Origin of the sequence: Catalinimonas alkaloidigena, assembly GCF_029504655.1 — a bacterium.
Classification (GTDB): Bacteria; Bacteroidota; Bacteroidia; order Cytophagales; family Cyclobacteriaceae; genus Catalinimonas; species Catalinimonas alkaloidigena.
Genome location: NZ_JAQFIL010000001.1, coordinates 6,922,907 through 6,941,717 on the forward strand (window position 1 = coordinate 6,922,907; position 18,811 = coordinate 6,941,717).

Sequence of the window (18,811 nt, forward strand, 5' to 3'; positions counted from 1 at the left end):
TATATTTGCCTTTCCCGGGACGTTAGCTCAGTTGGTTTAGAGCGCTGCCTTGACAGGGCAGAGGTCACTGGTTCGAATCCAGTACGTCCCACTTTTCCACACCATAACTTATTGAATATTAATGAGTTATGTCTTTGTATTTTTAGAAAGTCATGTAATGGTAATGTGTTTCAAAGTAATTATATAATATCAACTCAATAGTTTCTGCCTCACTATTTGACTTATAATCAAAAGCATCATTTTTCATTCTATATAATTGTATTTCTTTATTATTTGATTACTGCATAAAATGCAATACTTTTTTTTTAATATTTATGAAAATTTTTGCGCTTTGGTATGTAGTCAAACAAATAATTTTTTTTTATCTCTTTGATAAAAAAAATTATTTTTCCTATTATTAATAAGGAATTATACTTTAAGCTTTCAATTCTAGCAATCCTCTGCTTTCATAATACGTGTAAAGATTTTCTATTATAACACGTATTCTGATTGTCTAATAGGCAATCAGAAGTTATTTGTTTCATTAAATGAATCAATTCATCATAGAATAAAGGTGTACTATACCTGTTGGATTTGATAATGCTTATGCAATTTCATCGCTTATAACTAATACTATGGCTTATAATGACTTTTCTGCTGAATCGCCAGAAAATTATGAACAAAAATGTTTATGTGTACTGGTGCTAGATGTTTCATTTTCCATGCAAGGAAACCCAATTGATGAACTTCAAAAAGGTTTAGAAGATTTTTATTCTGATATTCTTGAAGATTCTACTACTGCAAATAGGTTAGAGGTTTCTATTATTACGTTTGGTAGTAACATTTCTATATTAATAGAGCCGTCATTAGCAGAAAATTTTAGCGTCCCAAATCTAACACTAGATGGTTCTACTAAGCTTGTGGATGGAGTTAGAGAAGGGATAGCCAAAGTAGAAGATCGGAAACAATGGTATAAAGATACCGGACAACCATATTATCGACCTTGGGTAATTTTAATCACAGATGGCGAGCCAGATTCGGATCAAGATGTAGATGGCTTATCTAAAGAAATTCGAGTAAGTGTAGAAAACAAAAAATTTTTCTTTTTCGCTATTGGTGTAGAAGGAGCTAATATGGATACTCTTAAAAAAATTTCATCTACACAAATGCCTCCTTCAAAACTTCAAGGGTTGAAATTTAGTGAATTCTTCAAGTGGCTCAGCGCAAGTATGACAATTGTTACCTCTTCTAAAGATGGTGACCAAGTTAATCTGCCTAGTCCAGAAGATTGGATGACTGGTTTTAAAGTATGATATCATCACATCTTATCATTAATTAAAGAATACAATCTGATTTATTTCCTTTAAACAGGTTAACTATTTTTAAAGGTTTGTTTCCTAAATATTTATACAAATGGATTTCATAACAAACTTGCTTAGTAAGGCATTGTTTTTTGAACTCATTTTCTTGATCATTCTTCTTATCGGAGTAAATATTTATCAGTTTTTTTATTACAGAAAAAAAATTAACCAGTTGACCCTAAGCTCTAATAAGCAAAAATCAAAATTCAGTTCTTCTACTAAAAAAAATCTCAAAATAACAGATCCTCCATTATCATTAACAGGTGAACTAAGTGCTGAAGCCTTTAATACTTCTAATGCTCTATCTAACCTATCAAATAATGTAAATAATATTTTAATGGATTGGATTGTAGTTGGAGCCTCAGTTATTGGAAAATCTCATATCCAAATGAATCTTCCTTGTCAAGATAATTATCATTACAAACCCTTAAAGAATGGATGGGGTTTAGCAATCATATCTGATGGAGCAGGTTCGGCTAAACATTCTGATATTGGATCTCATTATGCTGCTAAAAATGCTGTTGAAGAAACCTTCATAAAGGACTTTTTAGAAAAAGACTGGTATAATAACAAAGCTTTTCCTACTGATAAAGAATGGAAAAATTTCTCTGTTATAAATTTTTATAAAATAAGGAAGAAATTAGAAGATTACGCTAAAGATCATCAATATCAACCCATAGATTTAGCTTGTACCTTGATCGTTATATTTTACCATGCTCAAGGAATCCTTGTTTCACATATTGGTGATGGCAGAGCTGGGTATAAAAATATTAAGGGTGAATGGAAACCATTAATCACTCCCTGGAAAGGTGAAGAAGCAAATTCTACGATTTTTATTACTTCCAACATTTGGGAGACAGAAGAAGTTGCAAAAAACTATATAGGAGCAAACGTTGTAAGGGACGAAATAACTGCGTTTACATTGATGTCAGATGGTTGTGAAGATGCCGCTTTTGAACACAGCAAAATGGACTCCCTTACTCAAAAATGGGTGGATCCAAATCAACCCCATGAAAATTTTTTTAATCCTCTAATAAGTTCACTGAAGGCTATGAAACAAGAGAAGTTATCAAACTACGATATACAACAAAAATGGAAAAAGTTTTTACAAGAAGGAAACCATGTCTTGAAAAATGAACCTGACGATAAAACTATGATTTTGGGAGTTCTTGACATCTAATTAAAATATGGAAAACCAATATTTTACTTCACAAGGTATTTGTATAAATATTCAATGTCTACCTTTTCAATCTGGAGGAGAGGGTGAGGTTTTTAGTATTGTTAGTCCTGATGATTATAAAAATAAATGTGCAAAAATTTTTTATCCAAGCAAAAGGAATGACATAAGGAAAAAAAAGCTTGAGTTTATGGTGGCAAACTCACCTCCTAAACTGGAGGAAGAGCAATATAGAATCTGCTGGCCTCTAACTCTACTTTACCAACATAATAGTTTTGTAGGTTTTATTATGCCATTAGCGTATTCTAATAGTATTCAATTATATGAGCTTTGCACCCCTAAAATTAAGCCTAAATTACTTCCAGAGTGGAGCAAGTTTGATCGTACAACAGGTGAAGGTGTTGTCATCAGATTAAAGTTATGCGTTAATATTGCAATTGCTATCCATATTATTCACTGCATGAAAAAGTATGTTTTAGTGGATATGAAACCTCAAAATATTTTAGTTAATCAAATAGGGAATATTTCTATTATTGATTTGGATTCTATTCAAATTTCTAATGGAAAAAAAGTAGCTTTTTATGGCCCGGTTGCTACTCCTGAATACGTGCCTCCTGAAGGAATTCAACTTAAACCAAATGAAAATCATATCCCTTCCAGTTGGGACTTATTTTCATTGGCAGTGATTTTTTATGAAATTATTTTTGGGTTGCATCCATTTGCGGCAACAGCAAATGGCAAATATGAAACCTGTACCACAATTAGTGATAAGATATCGAGTGGGCTTTTTCCTTATGGATCAAACTCAAAGTTCATTACTATGATGCCCCCTCTTCATCATAATTTTACCTTATTGCCTAATGTGCTACAATCTTATTTCATCAGAGCTTTTGACAATAAAATTTTTAAGCCAGAACATCGGCCATCTTCAGAAATGTGGGGCAAATTTTTTTTCAAAGAGATAAACCAACCTTCTAAAAGAAATAAATCTAGAGTTAAATTAGGTTCTTCAAATATATATAAACCAAAATCTAATATTAATCCTGAAATTAAAATTAATTCTTCTAAGACAGTCCTTTTATCAGCAAAAATATCTAACAATACTTACGCAGAAACAAGTTGGATTATAGCTGCTTTATGTCACTTAATGTTGTTTGGAACGGGTTTATTTTATGTTGATAAATCAATTAAAAGAAAGTGGGTTTACCCCTTAAGTGTTACATATTGTATTATTGCGACTTATTTATCAGAGAAGGTTTTAATCTTCGGTACAGAATTAGGATTCATTTCTATTATTGTAGGTGTATTTGTTGGATATTTTATTGGGCTAATTGACACATTGGCAACTTTGTACAATAGGAAAAACCTTTAATTTTCTTAAAATGTCATATGAGTACAGATTAAAGAACCAAGATGTAGTTAGGGTAGAAAAAACTCCTTTTAACTCTGGGGGTGAAGGAAAAGTTTATAAAGTTGTAAAAACACCCCAATTTACTCACCATTGTGTGAAAATTTATGATCATAAATATAGAACGTCTGAACGTGAGCATAAACTTCAATATATGGTGCATAATCCTCCTTCTTCATTAGAAGGAGAACACTATATGGTTTGCTGGCCTGTTGATGTCTTATATGATAAAGAAGAATTTATTGGTTTTGTTATGCCTATGGCATTTGAGAACAGTATTCAGCTCTATGAAATATGTACTCTGAGCTTAAGAAAGAAGTTAACTCAAGAATGGCATAAATTTGATCGTGGAAATAATAGCAACAACATAATTCGTCTAAAATTATGTGTGAATATTGCTCTTGCTATTCATAATGTTCATTCTATACAACATTATGTTTTAGTAGATATGAAACCTCAAAATATTTTAGCCTCTCCAGATGGGAAAGTATCTATAATTGATCTTGATTCTATTCAAATTTATAAAGGTAATCAAGTGATATATAGAAGTTCTGTAGCCACCCCTGAATATGTGCCGCCAGAATCACACAGTCTTAGCCCTTCTAATGACTTTATCCCTGTTTCTTGGGACAGATTTTCAATCGCTGTTATTTTCTATGAAATATTATTTGGAATTCATCCTTATGCTTCAACTGCCTCTGGTAATTATAATGAGTTCAATACTGTAAGCGAAAAAATTCAAAGCGGTCTTTTCCCATTTGGCTCAAAGTCAGGTTGTATCACTACTCTGCCTAAACCTCATGAAAACTTTACTTTCAATATTTCATCTACTTTACAAGATTTATTCATTCTAGCTTTTGAAAATGGTCATTACGAACCTGAGATAAGACCTACACTAGAAACCTGGGGAAAAGTTATCTACAGTGAAATTATAAGTCCAACGTATCCTTTTAGAATTAAAGCAAATCAGCTTGTACTAGCGAGAAATAATAATAACGGTAACTCTGTTAGCAAAACTAAATATGAAAAGATTAAAGGTGAATATTACAAAATAAAAGACGACTATAATAAACTAAAAAATACTTTTACTGAATCAAGCCGGAATCATAAAGTATGGTTAATTACATTAATAATCCTATCTACAATTTTGACAACCATTATTTTTTATTTTCATAATAATTTACAATCTCAAAAAAGTAGTACAGCTCAATTTAGGAGACAATATAATGACCTGTTGAATAAGTCTGATTCTTATCAAAATCAAATTGCCAGCCTTACAAATGAAAAAAACCGATTAAGTGATGAAATAGTATCATTAAAAGGGCTTAATAATAAATTGGAAAATAAAGTAAAAAGTGTTTCACCGTTTAGTATTATTAATATTGACTTTTCAAATAATGGTTCATCCTCATTCAAAAACTCATTTTACTCATTTGAAACAACTTACTTATACCCAAGATTATCCTATGAAAGTAACATAAAAGATGGTGTTGAGGCAACCTTATATTTTAAATACTTTTTTCCTAATGGGAAACTTTTACAAACCAGTGATTCACCATATGGATATACATTTAATGAATCATTCTCGATACCGGATAATTATGCTCAAAATGTTCTAGAGGTTGATCATGGTATCGGTTACTCTGAACTTTATAAATGGCCGAAAGGTAGGTACAAAGTTGAAGTTTGGTATAAATCTAACCCTATATATAACACTTTTTTTGAAATAAAATAAACGGCCATGAATAGAATTACCCGATATATTTGCTCATCTGTTTATGATAACTATTCATTAAGAGAGAAGATAATTGATATTATTGAAGATGATTATAGAATTATTGCTGATTCCTATGGAATTGAGATAGGTGAAGTAATTAAGCATTGCTATAATGCAAAAAGAAGAGACAATAGATATTATTATCTAATTTTTATCATTCTTCTCTTAATGCTTATAGGGATCTTATTCTCACTCGAGGTTTTGATACCCTTAGGGTTGCTGTTGATTCTCTTTTTCTCTATAGTTCACTCCTACCAATTTGAAAAAAATATTTTAAGAAAGTATTTTTTGAATAACTCGCATTCTTCTCATATTTCTACACCATCTTCTTCAAAAATTGCCACTCTTATTAATAAAAAAAATAACCAAATAAGCCAAAATCTTGTTTATTATTCCTTTTTTTCTCCTTTTGTAGGAGCTGGAATTGAGTTAGAAGGATGGTCTTTTGCAATTGATATTGATAAAGGAAAAGAAGGATCTATGATGCCTCCAGAAACTTTTCATGAGCACGAATTATACACCGCTGTTGCGAATGAAATTAAATCCCTTAAGTTTCAGAATCTTCAAATATTAGATAAGTTGTACATTAATGGGAGCTCTATTCGAAACAATCGTAAATTACTACCCAATATAATGGGTCATCCTCTAAACAAAATCACTTCTTCGGAAATAAATGTTTTCAAAGGGATATACAACAAAAATGCAAGATATTACCAGTTATTCCAAATAAGTGATTGGGAAGACGAATTAGTCTTAAACATTTTTTTAAGGTTCTTTAAAAATGAAAAAAATTTATTTATTGAGTTAAATTATTATTTACTAACACCTACCGAGAAATCTTACACCAAAGTAGATAGAATCAGTGAAAAGTTATTTTCCAGAGATTATTTTAAAATTTTATTTAAAAGTTTATTTAAAGTTTTTGTAGATTCTATCCGTTCTATACTGCTAATTTTTAATAAAATCGATGAATTACAATATAGAGTTTTTCATAGCGGAAGAGATAAAAAAGCTTATGAATTAAGAAAACAAGTCAAGACAAACCCTGAATTTAATTATGGTGCTGAAATGAGTATTAGAGAGCTTATTTCTAGTAAACTTTATTATCAGCTTTTCCAAAAGTTAGATAAAGAAATGTATCACAAAATTATAGAAAAGCGCATATTAAACACTATAAATGATTTTCTCGAAAAGAAAAATATTGAGTTAAAAGAATTCAAAGAAAGGCAAACAAATATTCTCAATCATGGAGTAATTGTTACAGGTGGTAATCTTAATACTCAAAATTTAGCAATTGGAAAAAAAGCTAAAAACATTACCTCAACGTTTCAATTTAAGAAACTTAAAACACAGACTAACAACTAAAAATTATGAAAACAAATAAAAACAAAGGAATAGTGATTACCGGTGGTAACCTACATGCCCAACAAATAGCGATTGGTGAAAATGCTAAAAATGTTTTAAGCACTATTGCTAAGGTTGATGAACGAAATAGTGAGTTAGTTAAAATAAAAGAACAATTAACTTTACTTGTTGAAGCCATTGAAAAAAATAAGGAATCATTAAAAAATTCGGGAGAATTACTAGATAGCACAGATACTGTTGCAAAAGAAGTTTTAAAGGAAAAGCCCAATAAAATTACTATTGATGCAGTATTAAATGGAATAAAAAATGGAGCTAAAACTGTGAAAGAAATATTACCAATTGTTAATGTACTTAAAACTCTAATTATTGGTTTTTTATAAGAAGCCTCAATTTCTTGGAGTATTTGGAGGTGGATTTTTTGCAACTTGGTGCTTTTTATACCTATATATATAAGAGGTACTTGTTTATGGCTCCTTGCTTAAACTCTTTCTACTCCTGATTTTCGACACAAAAATTAAAGACCTTGTATGAGAATTATTGAATTGACATTTTCGTCTCTAAGCAATTTTAGTCTCAAATCGACTAATTGTACCTTTTAACATAGATCGTTGATTCTAGAGCAAGGGTAGAAATGAATTTAAGTACTTTCTATGATCTTTTCATTACTTAGTAAAAAAGAAAAAGCTAACTTTTTTGGTTAGCTTCATTTTTAAATTTTAATAGCTTTAAATATATACTTGATAGTTAGAATTATTTATATCAATTGATTCTACTGTTTTTAAATAGATAGTAAATTAAGATCACAATTTATTACCCTATTAATGTTTAATGCTTTATATTATTTATTATATTTTATATTAAAATAATTAAAATCGGAACGTTAATATATATCATGCTGCCTTTTGGTTGTTGTTTAAGAATACTGGTTCACAACTCCAGGTTTTTTGATCTAGAATCGCTTCTTCATAAATGTTTAGTTGCATCATAATTGATTCTAATTCTACTGGAGATTTTTTGCACATTTTTTTAACAATTGTATTTATATAGTAATCAATAGCCCTTAGATAAAATTCTTCATCAAATAAAGCAGTTGCGTAAGTGTGGTATTTTAGTGTGTCTCCAATACATTGACTTGGCTTTCTTAAAAAGCGTGCCTCTATACGCATCAGTTTTCCTTTTTTATAAACTACCACTGATCGGTTGGATCTTTTAGGTGTTTTGGCGTAATAGACGTTTCCATTCTTTTTTCCTTTAGAACCCTTTTCTACCTCACTATCTTCATATAGATATTCTTTCTGCAACTTCATGTAGGGGGGATGAGAAAATAGGTTTGTATACTCTCGTATATGTTTCTTTCCTATTTGGAAATTAGCTGTGATATCTATTCTGCTTATTTTTAATTCTTCTATGGGGAGATTTAATAATCCACAGATGGCTAACACAGCAATTCGTGTTTCATGGAAATCAGCCAGTTGATAATTATTTCCATTGATTAAAGAAGCAGGCTCAAAACTAATGCATGTCTTTAACTTGCTGAACCATAATCTTACCAATACATTTTCTCTGTACTCAAATACACCTGCACTTATAAACCTTCCACAAGGGCTTCTCTTCTTTACTTTAAGAGATATCTTTTGAAAGCCTAGAACCTCTTCTATATGTTTATAGCAACTACGATCTAGATAAAGCCTAATTGTATCATATCCTGGCTTAATTGTATAAGCTTCTTTCATACAGTTGGCTCTTTAGGTAGATTTGGAAATAAAGTACTAGCTTCTTTTTCTACCAAATAGTTGTATTTAGCTAAAGCAACTTCAATAGAACCAACAGTCCAAGCTTGAGAACCCCAAAGGGAAGTTTGCGGATAAGCTTCATATAAGGGAATATATTTATCTTTAAATCTTTTCCCCCCTTTAATCTGAATTTTAATTACTTCATACCTTCTTGGCTCACATTCATGATTATATAATTGAGCATAGATAGCATAATGAGAACTGCGAATGACTTGCTTATAAATGAAGCCATTAACTTTAACGGAGTGACCAAGTTTTCTTGGGATTTGATTAGTTTTCATAAGTTTCTCTTAAGAGTAAAATATAAATTTTTGACGAACTCTTGTTTTAGAGAAATTATTATGTGCTAATCATTCATTAAGATTATTTACTATAAAATTGATATAATAGAGAATTATAGCATTTTTCATTTTTTACCCTTAATACTAAATTTTTAGAATCATTGTTCCCTTTTACAAAAAATAATTGTATTTTTTTAATATAGAGATAATGTTTATATAAGTAGCGAAAGGTTACTTTGGGGATACTTATAAAAAAAACCCTTTCTCACAACTTAATGCAAAAAAGGGTTTTAGATCAATTACACATAACAGTGTAAAGTTTCGCTTACGCACTTTGCCTCTCCTCACTAAGCAAACCTTTTACTTCTGCAATTAAGAAATAAACCTTATCTCCAATGTACCACTTCTTCAATTTGCCATTGTTGACTAAACTGTAAATGAAGTAACGTGAACATCCAAGTTCTTTCTTTAATTGGTTGAAGCTAATAACACCTAGTACTGGATTAGCTTGTTCCTGGTTTTCATCATTAAAATTTACGTTCATATTTAAATTATTAAACGTACCACATAGACAACCATGAAAGTTATCTACGTAGGGACTCCTACGCCGAAGCACGTAAGCCGATGAAAACTGATAAGTATATTGCAAAAGGTGAGCCGTAAACAAATAACTTGGGTAAAACCTTTAGACGAATCTTACAAGATTTTTCTTTAAAAATTCGTGTACCTGAGATAAAAAGAGAAATTACTAGGTCTTACTATTCTATAAATTACAGTTAGTAAAATTCCCAAATCATTATTAATACTAAATTGAAAGATTGTCATTTAGTGGATTAATGTTGGTAATATTTTCATGAGAAAAAGGAAAGGCTTGAAAAGGATTTACATTAATAATTTGACTTATTGTTTTAATTGATCCTTCAATTACACTATTAATATGCTCGTCATTGTAAGAGTAGCCTATAATAACTAACTTATCTGATTTTGGGAGGGTATCACTAAATTTTTTGTATAGTTCTGAATACATTTTATCAGTAGTGATAAGCTCCACCTTATTGTTTCCTGTAATAAAACTTGGATCTATGTTAGGGTTAAATTGTTGAATGGCATTTCCTTGATCATCTGTATCTCTTGCCCAATGCTTGGCTTGGTAATCATTTGTTATAAAATAATCATATCCTTTATATGAATTACTTGATTCAATGTACTCGTATTTAAACTGGTTTATTGCACCGTGAAGTTTATATATTTTTATTCTCTCATCAAAAGTATTATCAAATATTGCCAAAGAGCTTTTATCATCATCTATCAAAGTACTCTTACTAGTTGAAAAACCATTTGAATAATTTAATGAACTGTTTTCCATTAATATTTCAAGTAAAAGATCATGATTTAAGGTGAAAATATTAATCTCATTACTATTATCACTTATAACTTTAATAAAGTATGAATAATCGCTTCTTAACGAATGTATTTCTCTCCTTATCTCTAGAAGGTCTCTAATTAAATGTAGTATACATGAAAATACATGTTTTGGAGTAATAGTATCAAACCTCTTTAATTTTGATTTATACTCTTTATAATAGTTCTCAGAAGCGCTCTCAACTACTGTAATCCAATTGATATTATTTACTAGATAATTTCTAGACCAAAAATAAAAATCCTCATAATTTAATACTCCGTTATCATCGATATTTTCTTCAAGGAAAGTTGAAACCAATTCTTGTAAAATAAACCCTAATACATCTTTGTCATGGGATATACTTCCATTTTTCACATCAGCGGGAATTGCAAACTCACTCCATGCACTTTCTTCTGAAGGGAAATGTAATATATTTTCATGAATCCTTTCTTGTGTAAATCTTTCACTTATTCCTGAAACAATGGGTATTCCTGCATTAAAAGAAAAACCTGCACCTAATACGAATGAAATATTCATAACCACAAATTCTTACTTTAAGATTTAACCCAAGTTTTTTTTAGATATCTTATCTAAACTATTGATCAAATCAACCAGTGTATTAAGATCTTTTTTTTCAACAAAAAATGCGTTTAACAATGAATGCTGTGTGCTTAAAATCATTAGCAGGGACTCAAAAATCAACGTTAAAGCTTGTTCACTATTTTCATCATCCATTATCATTAGGTGTTCTGTAACCTCTGAAAAATGTTCATATTGTGACAATTGGAAATATAGATCATATGCAGCTTTCAATCTTGGGTAATATCCTTTTTCTTCTATTTCCTTTAATAAAGTTTTCGGATTTGAAGCTACACTCTTCTTTTTTAATTTGTTATTAGTATAGTGATCAGGGTAATTGTTTTGAAATCCCTCAATGATTTTTTGACGCTCTGTGGGGGTAATCCTGTTATCTTTAATACTATCCTCTAAAACACCCTCTGCTCTTTTAACAAAATCGTATGTTAAGTTTCCTAACCTTTGAAAGAATTCTTCTTCTATTGGTAACATTTCTTTCTGTGAGTTAAACCTTAACTTATCTAACAAATAGTGTATGATAATTACATCAGAAATTAGTGGTCTAATTAAACTAAAGAATGGTAATTTAAAATGTATATTATTTAAAAGCTCACTAGATATTTTTTCAATTGCATGAACATTTGTGTGTAACCTTAAAAGGAAATTAAATAGTACCCTTTGATAATCATATTGAATATTCTTACCATGAAACTCTTCCATTAAGGTAGAATTAAAATTTTTATACTCTTTTAAAAAGCTTAGCAGATGAAACCTTTTTAATTGATGATTTTTTATTTCATTCATGCCCTTGAAAAAAATATGTTATACCTCCCACTACTTTGATTTATTATTGATGATTAACAAATGTATATGTCACCTTCCTCAGATAACCTCTCCCCTTTTTTAAAAGATTTGAAAGATTTTTTAGTTAATGGGTTAGTTAAAGATTTATTTCACGCAGAATACAATTTACATATCTATGAAAAAATTGCAAGTAGAAAACTTGCAATAGAAAACCTTAGTTCTGAGGAAATCAATCTCTTAGCATATATCCAAAATTCAGCAAACATTAAATTGATGCTTGCACTTTCTAGATTGTATGATAAACCTAATAACAGATTTCCTACAAGATGTATCCTGTCATTTTTAAAAATGATTAATAAACATAAGGATGAGTTTTCAAAAGTTGAGCAGTATATTATTACTAAAGAGACTTTAGAAAGGTATGATTGCTTACCTGAATTAATAAATGCAGTAACTTCTGATGATCCTTCTCTTTTTCCCTTTATGTATTACAGCTATTATTATAGTAAATATCAAACTACTTCTATTCAACAAAACTTAGATACTTTGAAAGTCTTAAGAGATAAGTTTATAGCTCACAATGAAAGTTATGATATTGATACCATCGCTGTTTTGAAAGAGCAAGGCTTCTTTTATCTTATTAATTTTGCTAAAGAAATTATTAGTGTTGCAGGTATTGCTTTTTTTTCTATTGGTTTTAGCGGCTCCTCCAAATACCTTTTATCCGAGGACGCTTACTTAAAAACTTGTTTTGTAGATAACCTTTTAGAAAAGCTTCTTGACTAAATTTAGTTAGATAATAAAATCAATCTTATTGCATTCAAAATGGCTTATTTTAAAATACAACATGAAGTATTAACAGGTAACGAAGGAGAGTGGAGATTATGTTTCCAATGGGGAACTTATACATATGAAGATAGTAGCAGTGAAAAGGGATATAGATTTATCTGGCGTCGTCCTGATGGATCTTTACAGCCAGCTAGGGGACAAGCTCGAATTCCAAGTGCAAACGATATATTTCACCTTTTTCACTTAGCCACAAAAGAAGGTTGGTTTGTAAATGTAGAAAATAAAGAATAGTTCTTATCCAAAAGCTTTAGCCATTTCCGCCTTGAGTTGATCTTCATTACTTCCATAGTAATGCTTAATAATAACAGCTACTGTCTTGCCGGTTATTTCTGCTACAGTTTTGGGGCTAATACCAGCTTGTAGAGCTAAAGTAATAAATGTTTTTACGGCATTGTGACTGGAAATAGCTTCGTACTTAGGAACAGTAATAGTTTGATCTTTACCCTGAAATTTTCTTCTAATCTCTACTAAGGAATCAATACCGGCAATCTTCAAAGCGTCTTTAATGTAAAGATTGTAACGATGTTTTAGTTTCTTAGGTAAACGATTATCATACTTGCTAAGAATCTCTTTGGCTTTGGGAGTTAAGGGCACAAAAATTCTCTTACTAGTTTTCTCTGAAATCATTTCAATGACATCTCCTTTAATATGATGAGGTCTTAGTAAAAGCATATCACCAATACGAAGTCCTGTATTACATTGAAAAACAAAATAGTCTTGTACCCACTTGAAATGTTCCTCCTGAAAATCAACGTTAGCAAAGGTTTCTAATTCATCTTTTGTTAAGTAGATTGGTACAGGCTGTGTTTCTCGGAATGCTTTGAATGCTCTCCGTTTGGTATCTAAGTGTACTTTACCTCCCCTATCCTCATACCAATGAAGAAAGTTTTTTAAACTGATAATTCTATTTCCAATAGTATGATCTGAGTTTCCTTCTTTTTCTGATAGGAATTTTTTGAATTTATCATAAAACGATAAATCTATCTCTAATACTGATAGAGTTTTTATTTTATGATATGCCATAAACTTTTGTAGCTTATGTTTAGTAATGGCTAAAGTCCTTACAGTTGATTTTTCTTTACAAGTCAGTGAGTATTCTAAAAACTTATTATATTGGAGAATTACATTTTCTTCAGTCTTTTTTCTAATCTCCTGTTCTTCTTTCTGCTTGGCTTGTTCCTGTTGATGAGCGTTAATAGCCTTAAGATTTTTAGTAGTTGGTTCTACTCCTTTTTGGATTAAGTCCCCAACCAACTTTTCTAAATAACTTTTGAATTGGTTGATCCTTCTATTTTTACTTTCCTTACCTACTCCCTTCACAGGATACCGTTGATCGTCCTGCCAATCTTCATAGGAAACTCTAACACCTGTAGAAAATAAAGATGATTTTTCAAAGTGTGTATATTTAATATAGATAGTTACTGTACCATCATCTAATATTACTGGCTCCCTTTTAGCTTTTTTAATAATAATTTTAAACGTTGCCATATCACAATACTTTGATTAAAGTCACGTAAAAGTAATGTGTTTTGATGAAATTTGTTGTATTTTATTAATAGTGCTTTGCTGAAAAACATACATTAAAGCGTAATGTAAGGCATTTAGTGATGCATGATGTTATACTATTTCAAGGTGGTAGTAATCCAGTACGCCCCACTTTTTTCATTCTGCCTTACAGCTTTTCATTCCTGTGAGGCTTTTTTTTATCTTCATAGCGAATTTGATAAATGGCTATGATCAAAGACTACGTCAAGAAAGTATTCCCTGTCATTCTGGATTTCAGCATTAGCCTGGACAAAACCTCATCTATTCTAGACAAACCCTGGGTTTCTGTCGGGCAGGTAAGGGAAAAATTTATTTTTAAGAAAAACCATGAACTCATTATTTCTAAGGAGGGAAAGGTTGAGATAGGAAAGTGGGAGTTTCTGGAAGAAGCTCATTCTTTCTTGATCAACAGAGAAAGCGGTAAATTTTTATATAACAAAGGTTTTTTGGATAAAGCTGTTTTGATCCTGAAAGTAGATAGCAAGGATAATGAGTATCTTACACTGGCCAACGAAAATGTATTACCTGACCTGAATGTTCAGGGGTATTTGGAAAAACTGCGTTATCGCAAGCATAATATCCTTAAACTAGAGCTTGCCGATGGTACTTTTCTGGAAGCTGAACGTGATTACGATACCAGCTTTCCTGTTGTAGGCAATAGAGTAACCATTTCGGGTGGACTGCCAGCTCCTCCCGGCAAGTATTATCTGAAAAACGATAATCAGATACTGGAGGTAGCCAAAGGAAAAATTCAGGCCATATTACAAATGACTCAGTATAATTATGGTAACCGTGTAATTGAGATTGAGCAGCAAGATCCTGAGGATATTTCTGAAGGAGATAGCGTAATAGTCAACGGAATGTCTTCGGTAGAAGGTATATTTCTTTTGAGTAAGCGTCGCTATATCACAGTGCAAAATGGAAAAGTAGCTTCAATTGGTTTTCGCAAGCATGTACGCAACTGGATAATAGCATTAGCTCTTTTCTCTCTTATTTTACTATTGCTATTATATTGGCTGTTATCGTAATTTTTTCAAACAATTAATACTGCTTATTAGTCTCCTTTACATTTGTGATTAATTTTTCAACTATGAGTTTATGGCTGGCTATTGTAATTTTTATCGGTTTAGCTGCAGTAGTAGGTTTTGCCGGCACACATCTAACTAAAGCTGCTGATCAATTTGCTGACATTACTGGCTTTGGTGAAGCATTGGTTGGTGGTATTTTATTGGGAGCTATTACTTCTATTTCAGGAATAGTTACCTCTGTTACCGCAGCTTATGAAGGTCAGGCTGAGTTAGCTTTTAGTAATGCTGTTGGTGGTATAGCCGCCCAGACAGTTTTCTTAGCAGTGGCTGATATTGCCTATCCTCGGGCTAACTTAGAACATGCATCAGCCTCTTTTACAAACTTGTTACAGGGCGTATTACTAATTGGCATGCTTGGTTTTGTAATATTGGTGATGTCTACAAATTCCGTTACGGTAATAGGTACCCACCCTGCATCTGTCGGGTTAATCACAATATATATTTTTGGAACACGCTTGATCTCTAGGGCAAAAAAACATCCCATGTGGGAACCTTCCGATACCTCTGAAACTGTAGAAGATGTACCTGATGCGGATAAACAGGAAGATGTTAATCTGGTATGGCTGATTGTTCGCTTTGTAGTGTTAGCTGGAGTAGTAGGTTTTGCAGGCTATTATATCGCTCAAGTAGGGATACTGATTACAGAAAAATCAGGAGTATCTGCCTCTTTTATGGGAGCTCTTTTTACTTCAGTAGCCACTTCCCTACCCGAACTGGTTGTTTCAGTCTCAGCGGTACGACAAGGGGCGCTTACCCTAGCCGTAAGCAATATCATTGGAGGTAATAGTTTCGACATTTTATTTCTTGCTTTCGCTGATGTTGCTTATCAGGAAGATTCCATTTACCATGCTGCAACAAATTCGCAATTATTTATCATTTCACTTACCATACTGCTAACTTCTGTATTGCTGATGGGTTTACTTCATCGTCAGAAGTACGGTATTGGTCGTGTAGGCTGGGAAAGTTTGCTCTCTATCTTTATTTTCATTGTAGGTTATATATTACTATATATGATGTAAGTAGGTTCACAAATTGAGTTTGCAGGATTGAAATTTCATATTGTCGAGAATCAAGTATTTACCCCTTTTTAAGTCCTTTATTGATAACGCTCAACAAAAAACCCGCTTATGCCAAGCGGGTTTTATTTACTTTAGAACTTTATATAAAATCAATTAATTGACACTAAAATCTCCTCTAAGGTTTCGGAGTCTTTTACGTACGTCAGCTATATACACACTTCCGGGATGTTCTCTTAAAAAGGTAGTATAAACTTCCATAGCTTTGTCTTCTTCCTGAAGTTGCTCCTCATAAATCTTTCCTGTCATGTATAAAGCATTATCCCCGAGTATATCATAGCCAAATGACTGTGTGATAATGCCTAAGTGATTCAGAGATTCATCAAAGTTACCAAGCTTCATATCTATACTGGCCATAAGCCAGTGTATCTCATCTGCCAGTTCATGGTTCTCGTAAAGATTGAGCATACTATCCAGTTTCTCCAATGCTTCATCCTGTTTATTTTGAAATAACAGGAGTTCTACCTTAGCATAATCTTGCATCGCTGTCTCAGTGGTATCCAGCGCTGTATTATTTTGTATTAACAGGCTGAGAGACATGGCATCATTAGCAATTTCTCTTGTAGTAGCAAGTTTAAGTACATCTAGGTGGCTCTGAGCTAGTTCAAACTCCCCTTTATAATAAGATAGTTTCGCATTCCTCAACTTGGCTTCATAGCCTACTGGTTCTTCTTTATAGTCTTTTTCCACCTGGGAATATAATAATGTAGATTCCCAAGGTTGATCAATGAGCAAGTAGATATCTCCCATATCCAGCTTGCATCTCGCCCTTAATTCTCTGCTGGCTTTAGGATGCTGAGCCACGGTATTTAAAGCTTCAATAGCCCTGTCTTTTTCATCCAGATAAAACGCATACAGTAATGCCTGACTACGCATGGCTTCTAAAGTCGCATGGCTTGGACCAATAGCCGACTTGCTACTTTCATCTATGAAGTTCTGATAGTCTTCAATCAGCTTAATGATATCTTCCTGATCAACCGGATAACGATTCTTAACCATTTCTTCTCTGGCCTTGATCTTATATCTTCTTGCCGATACATAGCTAGAGGTTCTGGGATATTTTTCAATGATGTAATCGTACATCTTCAGGGCATTTTCGTAGTCCTGGTTTTCCAACGCTATGCCGGCCACATCCATGACTCTTTCTCCATCGGATCTGTTTCTTCTGTCTATAGCTCTGGCTTGCATAAAGGCTCCGTAAAAGTTTTTCTGCTGCAGGTTAATCCAGATGAGTAATTCATTGTACAACTGCTTATCTGGCTCTTCCTGAATTTTGTTAAGCAGCATATCAGACAGGCTTTGCAGATCTTCTTCCTCAGTCAGAATGTTTTGCAGTACATTCTTTACATAACTTATCCGGGCTTCATCTTCGTCGGCATACTTAAGATATTCCAGTACCATTTTATCTTTCTCATTGATCCGACGGTATACATTGGCAAGTTCCAGAGCAAAAAGGTTGGGGTCATTGCTAGCTTGTCTCCCCTCTTCGTAGTAGTCAATAGCTTTTTCCAACATATCACTTTTGATAAAGTGGCCTGCCACAAGACGAATCTTATATGGATCAGACTGAACCTCATTGAGTACTTCATCAAAATATTTGTCAGCCTTTTCATTATCTCCCATTCGTATCTGCAGGATGCCGGCATCCAGTCGGTAGATAATATTTTGGGGATATGACTTAAGGGCTTTGTTAACATATTTTTCTGCTTCATCCAGATAACCGTTGTTCACCAGCAGCCTGAAGTATCGGCCATGGATCACGGGTATCAATTTTTTCTTGTCTGCCAAATCGTCATATATCGACTTAGCTTTTTCTACTTCTCCTTTATCATCGTATTGCTGGGCAAGTTCTATTTGCTCCTCATCTTGCGCTTGTACTGAGAAAGCTAAAATAGTCGATAACAAAAGAATAACAAATGTTAGAGGTTGATTTATTTTCATGAGTCTTAAGTTATGGATTCTAACCTATTCACTAACATACTATATTATCGAAAGATTATTTAAATCGAACTATTATTATTTATTACTGTGTGAATAAGTGGAAAACTCTGAATAGGCCCGGTTGTTATCCACGGGCTTTCATAACCTATTCGATTATTTCGAGGTTATTAACACACTTATCCACAACTAATAATCTGATTTACAGTAAGTTATAAAGTTTTTTGTAAAATGTTAACTAATATGTGAATAACTTTTTCGGTGATTAACAGTGTGTATAACATTGTTAATAATTATTCTTTAACTGTTAATAGGGTTGGATTGAGTTACAGAAAAAGTTATCGAGTGAATAACTCTGTTATTTTCCACATCGAATACCCTGGGTATCCACA

At 32.1% G+C, this 18,811-nt stretch carries 17 protein-coding genes and 1 tRNA gene; 11 read left to right on the forward strand and 7 right to left on the reverse strand.

The window, feature by feature from the left end; all coding sequences use genetic code 11:
- The first annotated feature begins 16 nt into the window (after positions 1-16).
- The 7 genes from OKW21_RS28095 (at position 17) to OKW21_RS28125 (ending at position 7,447) form a co-directional block, all read left to right on the forward strand.
- Positions 17-91, forward strand: a tRNA-Val gene (locus OKW21_RS28095).
- A 523-nt stretch (positions 92-614) separates the two neighbouring features.
- Complete coding sequence (locus OKW21_RS28100; protein WP_277486252.1) at positions 615-1,292, forward strand: vWA domain-containing protein; 678 nt, start codon at positions 615-617, stop codon at positions 1,290-1,292.
- Positions 1,293-1,392: 100 nt separating this feature from the next.
- Complete coding sequence (locus tag OKW21_RS28105; RefSeq protein ID WP_277486255.1) at positions 1,393-2,520, forward strand: PP2C family serine/threonine-protein phosphatase; 1,128 nt, start codon at positions 1,393-1,395, stop codon at positions 2,518-2,520.
- 7 nt (positions 2,521-2,527) lie between these two features.
- On the forward strand, positions 2,528-3,889 hold the full coding sequence (locus OKW21_RS28110; RefSeq protein ID WP_277486258.1) for a protein kinase domain-containing protein: 1,362 nt from the start codon (positions 2,528-2,530) through the stop codon (positions 3,887-3,889).
- 10 nt (positions 3,890-3,899) lie between these two features.
- Positions 3,900-5,660, forward strand: coding sequence for a protein kinase domain-containing protein (locus tag OKW21_RS28115; RefSeq protein WP_277486261.1), 1,761 nt, complete (start codon positions 3,900-3,902; stop codon positions 5,658-5,660).
- Positions 5,661-5,666: 6 nt separating this feature from the next.
- The gene (locus OKW21_RS28120) at positions 5,667-7,067 is read left to right on the forward strand and encodes a hypothetical protein (protein ID WP_277486264.1); all 1,401 of its coding nucleotides are present in this window, start codon (positions 5,667-5,669) and stop codon (positions 7,065-7,067) included.
- Between the two features lie 5 nt (positions 7,068-7,072).
- Positions 7,073-7,447 (forward strand): hypothetical protein, encoded by a 375-nt coding sequence (locus OKW21_RS28125; protein ID WP_277486268.1) that lies wholly within the window; start codon positions 7,073-7,075, stop codon positions 7,445-7,447.
- 510 nt (positions 7,448-7,957) lie between these two features.
- On the opposite strand, the gene OKW21_RS28130 is transcribed toward OKW21_RS28125, so the two are convergent.
- From OKW21_RS28130 to OKW21_RS28150, 5 genes are all read right to left on the reverse strand, one after another.
- The gene (locus tag OKW21_RS28130) at positions 7,958-8,800 is read right to left on the reverse strand and encodes a hypothetical protein (protein WP_277486271.1); all 843 of its coding nucleotides are present in this window, start codon (positions 8,798-8,800) and stop codon (positions 7,958-7,960) included.
- A complete protein-coding gene (locus OKW21_RS28135; protein WP_277486274.1) occupies positions 8,797-9,141 on the reverse strand; it encodes a hypothetical protein in 345 nt (114 codons plus the stop codon). The genes OKW21_RS28130 and OKW21_RS28135 overlap by 4 nt, the downstream gene beginning before the upstream one ends.
- Before the next feature lie 325 nt (positions 9,142-9,466).
- Positions 9,467-9,685, reverse strand: a complete 219-nt coding sequence (locus OKW21_RS28140; protein WP_277486275.1) for a helix-turn-helix domain-containing protein — start codon at positions 9,683-9,685, stop codon at positions 9,467-9,469.
- A 261-nt stretch (positions 9,686-9,946) separates the two neighbouring features.
- Positions 9,947-11,080, reverse strand: a complete 1,134-nt coding sequence (locus tag OKW21_RS28145; RefSeq protein WP_277486276.1) for an SIR2 family protein — start codon at positions 11,078-11,080, stop codon at positions 9,947-9,949.
- A gap of 24 nt (positions 11,081-11,104) precedes the next feature.
- Entirely contained in the window at positions 11,105-11,923 is an 819-nt protein-coding gene (locus OKW21_RS28150; RefSeq protein ID WP_277486278.1) for a hypothetical protein, read from the reverse strand.
- 66 nt (positions 11,924-11,989) lie between these two features.
- On the opposite strand from OKW21_RS28150, the gene OKW21_RS28155 reads away from it, so the two are divergent.
- Positions 11,990-12,709, forward strand: a complete 720-nt coding sequence (locus OKW21_RS28155; RefSeq protein WP_277486281.1) for a hypothetical protein — start codon at positions 11,990-11,992, stop codon at positions 12,707-12,709.
- Positions 12,710-12,748: 39 nt separating this feature from the next.
- Positions 12,749-13,003, forward strand: coding sequence for a hypothetical protein (locus OKW21_RS28160; protein ID WP_277486283.1), 255 nt, complete (start codon positions 12,749-12,751; stop codon positions 13,001-13,003).
- A 3-nt stretch (positions 13,004-13,006) separates the two neighbouring features.
- Here OKW21_RS28160 and OKW21_RS28165 read toward each other — a convergent pair whose 3' ends face one another.
- Positions 13,007-14,260: a tyrosine-type recombinase/integrase gene (locus OKW21_RS28165; protein WP_277486284.1), complete on the reverse strand. Its 1,254-nt coding sequence runs from the start codon at positions 14,258-14,260 to the stop codon at positions 13,007-13,009.
- 245 nt (positions 14,261-14,505) lie between these two features.
- On the opposite strand from OKW21_RS28165, the gene OKW21_RS28170 reads away from it, so the two are divergent.
- Positions 14,506-15,345 (forward strand): hypothetical protein, encoded by an 840-nt coding sequence (locus OKW21_RS28170; RefSeq protein ID WP_277486287.1) that lies wholly within the window; start codon positions 14,506-14,508, stop codon positions 15,343-15,345.
- Positions 15,346-15,407: 62 nt separating this feature from the next.
- The gene (locus OKW21_RS28175; RefSeq protein ID WP_277486289.1) at positions 15,408-16,424 is read left to right on the forward strand and encodes a sodium:calcium antiporter; all 1,017 of its coding nucleotides are present in this window, start codon (positions 15,408-15,410) and stop codon (positions 16,422-16,424) included.
- Positions 16,425-16,577: 153 nt separating this feature from the next.
- Here the strand turns inward: OKW21_RS28175 and OKW21_RS28180 are convergent, their stop codons facing one another.
- Positions 16,578-18,422, reverse strand: a complete 1,845-nt coding sequence (locus OKW21_RS28180; protein ID WP_277486291.1) for a tetratricopeptide repeat protein — start codon at positions 18,420-18,422, stop codon at positions 16,578-16,580.
- Positions 18,423-18,811: the final 389 nt, after the last annotated feature.

Bases quoted from the DNA above. Each gene is read 5' to 3' on its own strand.
- OKW21_RS28175 (WP_277486289.1), top strand. From the start codon at position 15,408: ATGAGTTTATGGCTGGCTATTGTAATTTTTATCGGTTTAGCTGCAGTA.
- OKW21_RS28130 (WP_277486271.1), bottom strand. From the start codon at position 8,800: ATGAAAGAAGCTTATACAATTAAGCCAGGATATGATACAATTAGGCTT.
- OKW21_RS28170 (WP_277486287.1), top strand. From the start codon at position 14,506: ATGATCAAAGACTACGTCAAGAAAGTATTCCCTGTCATTCTGGATTTC.
- OKW21_RS28115 (WP_277486261.1), top strand. From the start codon at position 3,900: ATGTCATATGAGTACAGATTAAAGAACCAAGATGTAGTTAGGGTAGAA.
- OKW21_RS28120 (WP_277486264.1), top strand. From the start codon at position 5,667: ATGAATAGAATTACCCGATATATTTGCTCATCTGTTTATGATAACTAT.
- OKW21_RS28105 (WP_277486255.1), top strand. From the start codon at position 1,393: ATGGATTTCATAACAAACTTGCTTAGTAAGGCATTGTTTTTTGAACTC.
- OKW21_RS28125 (WP_277486268.1), top strand. From the start codon at position 7,073: ATGAAAACAAATAAAAACAAAGGAATAGTGATTACCGGTGGTAACCTA.
- OKW21_RS28150 (WP_277486278.1), bottom strand. From the start codon at position 11,923: ATGAATGAAATAAAAAATCATCAATTAAAAAGGTTTCATCTGCTAAGC.
- OKW21_RS28145 (WP_277486276.1), bottom strand. From the start codon at position 11,080: ATGAATATTTCATTCGTATTAGGTGCAGGTTTTTCTTTTAATGCAGGA.
- OKW21_RS28155 (WP_277486281.1), top strand. From the start codon at position 11,990: ATGTCACCTTCCTCAGATAACCTCTCCCCTTTTTTAAAAGATTTGAAA.
- OKW21_RS28165 (WP_277486284.1), bottom strand. From the start codon at position 14,260: ATGGCAACGTTTAAAATTATTATTAAAAAAGCTAAAAGGGAGCCAGTA.
- OKW21_RS28100 (WP_277486252.1), top strand. From the start codon at position 615: ATGGCTTATAATGACTTTTCTGCTGAATCGCCAGAAAATTATGAACAA.
- OKW21_RS28180 (WP_277486291.1), bottom strand. From the start codon at position 18,422: ATGAAAATAAATCAACCTCTAACATTTGTTATTCTTTTGTTATCGACT.
- OKW21_RS28135 (WP_277486274.1), bottom strand. From the start codon at position 9,141: ATGAAAACTAATCAAATCCCAAGAAAACTTGGTCACTCCGTTAAAGTT.
- OKW21_RS28140 (WP_277486275.1), bottom strand. From the start codon at position 9,685: ATGAACGTAAATTTTAATGATGAAAACCAGGAACAAGCTAATCCAGTA.
- OKW21_RS28110 (WP_277486258.1), top strand. From the start codon at position 2,528: ATGGAAAACCAATATTTTACTTCACAAGGTATTTGTATAAATATTCAA.
- OKW21_RS28160 (WP_277486283.1), top strand. From the start codon at position 12,749: ATGGCTTATTTTAAAATACAACATGAAGTATTAACAGGTAACGAAGGA.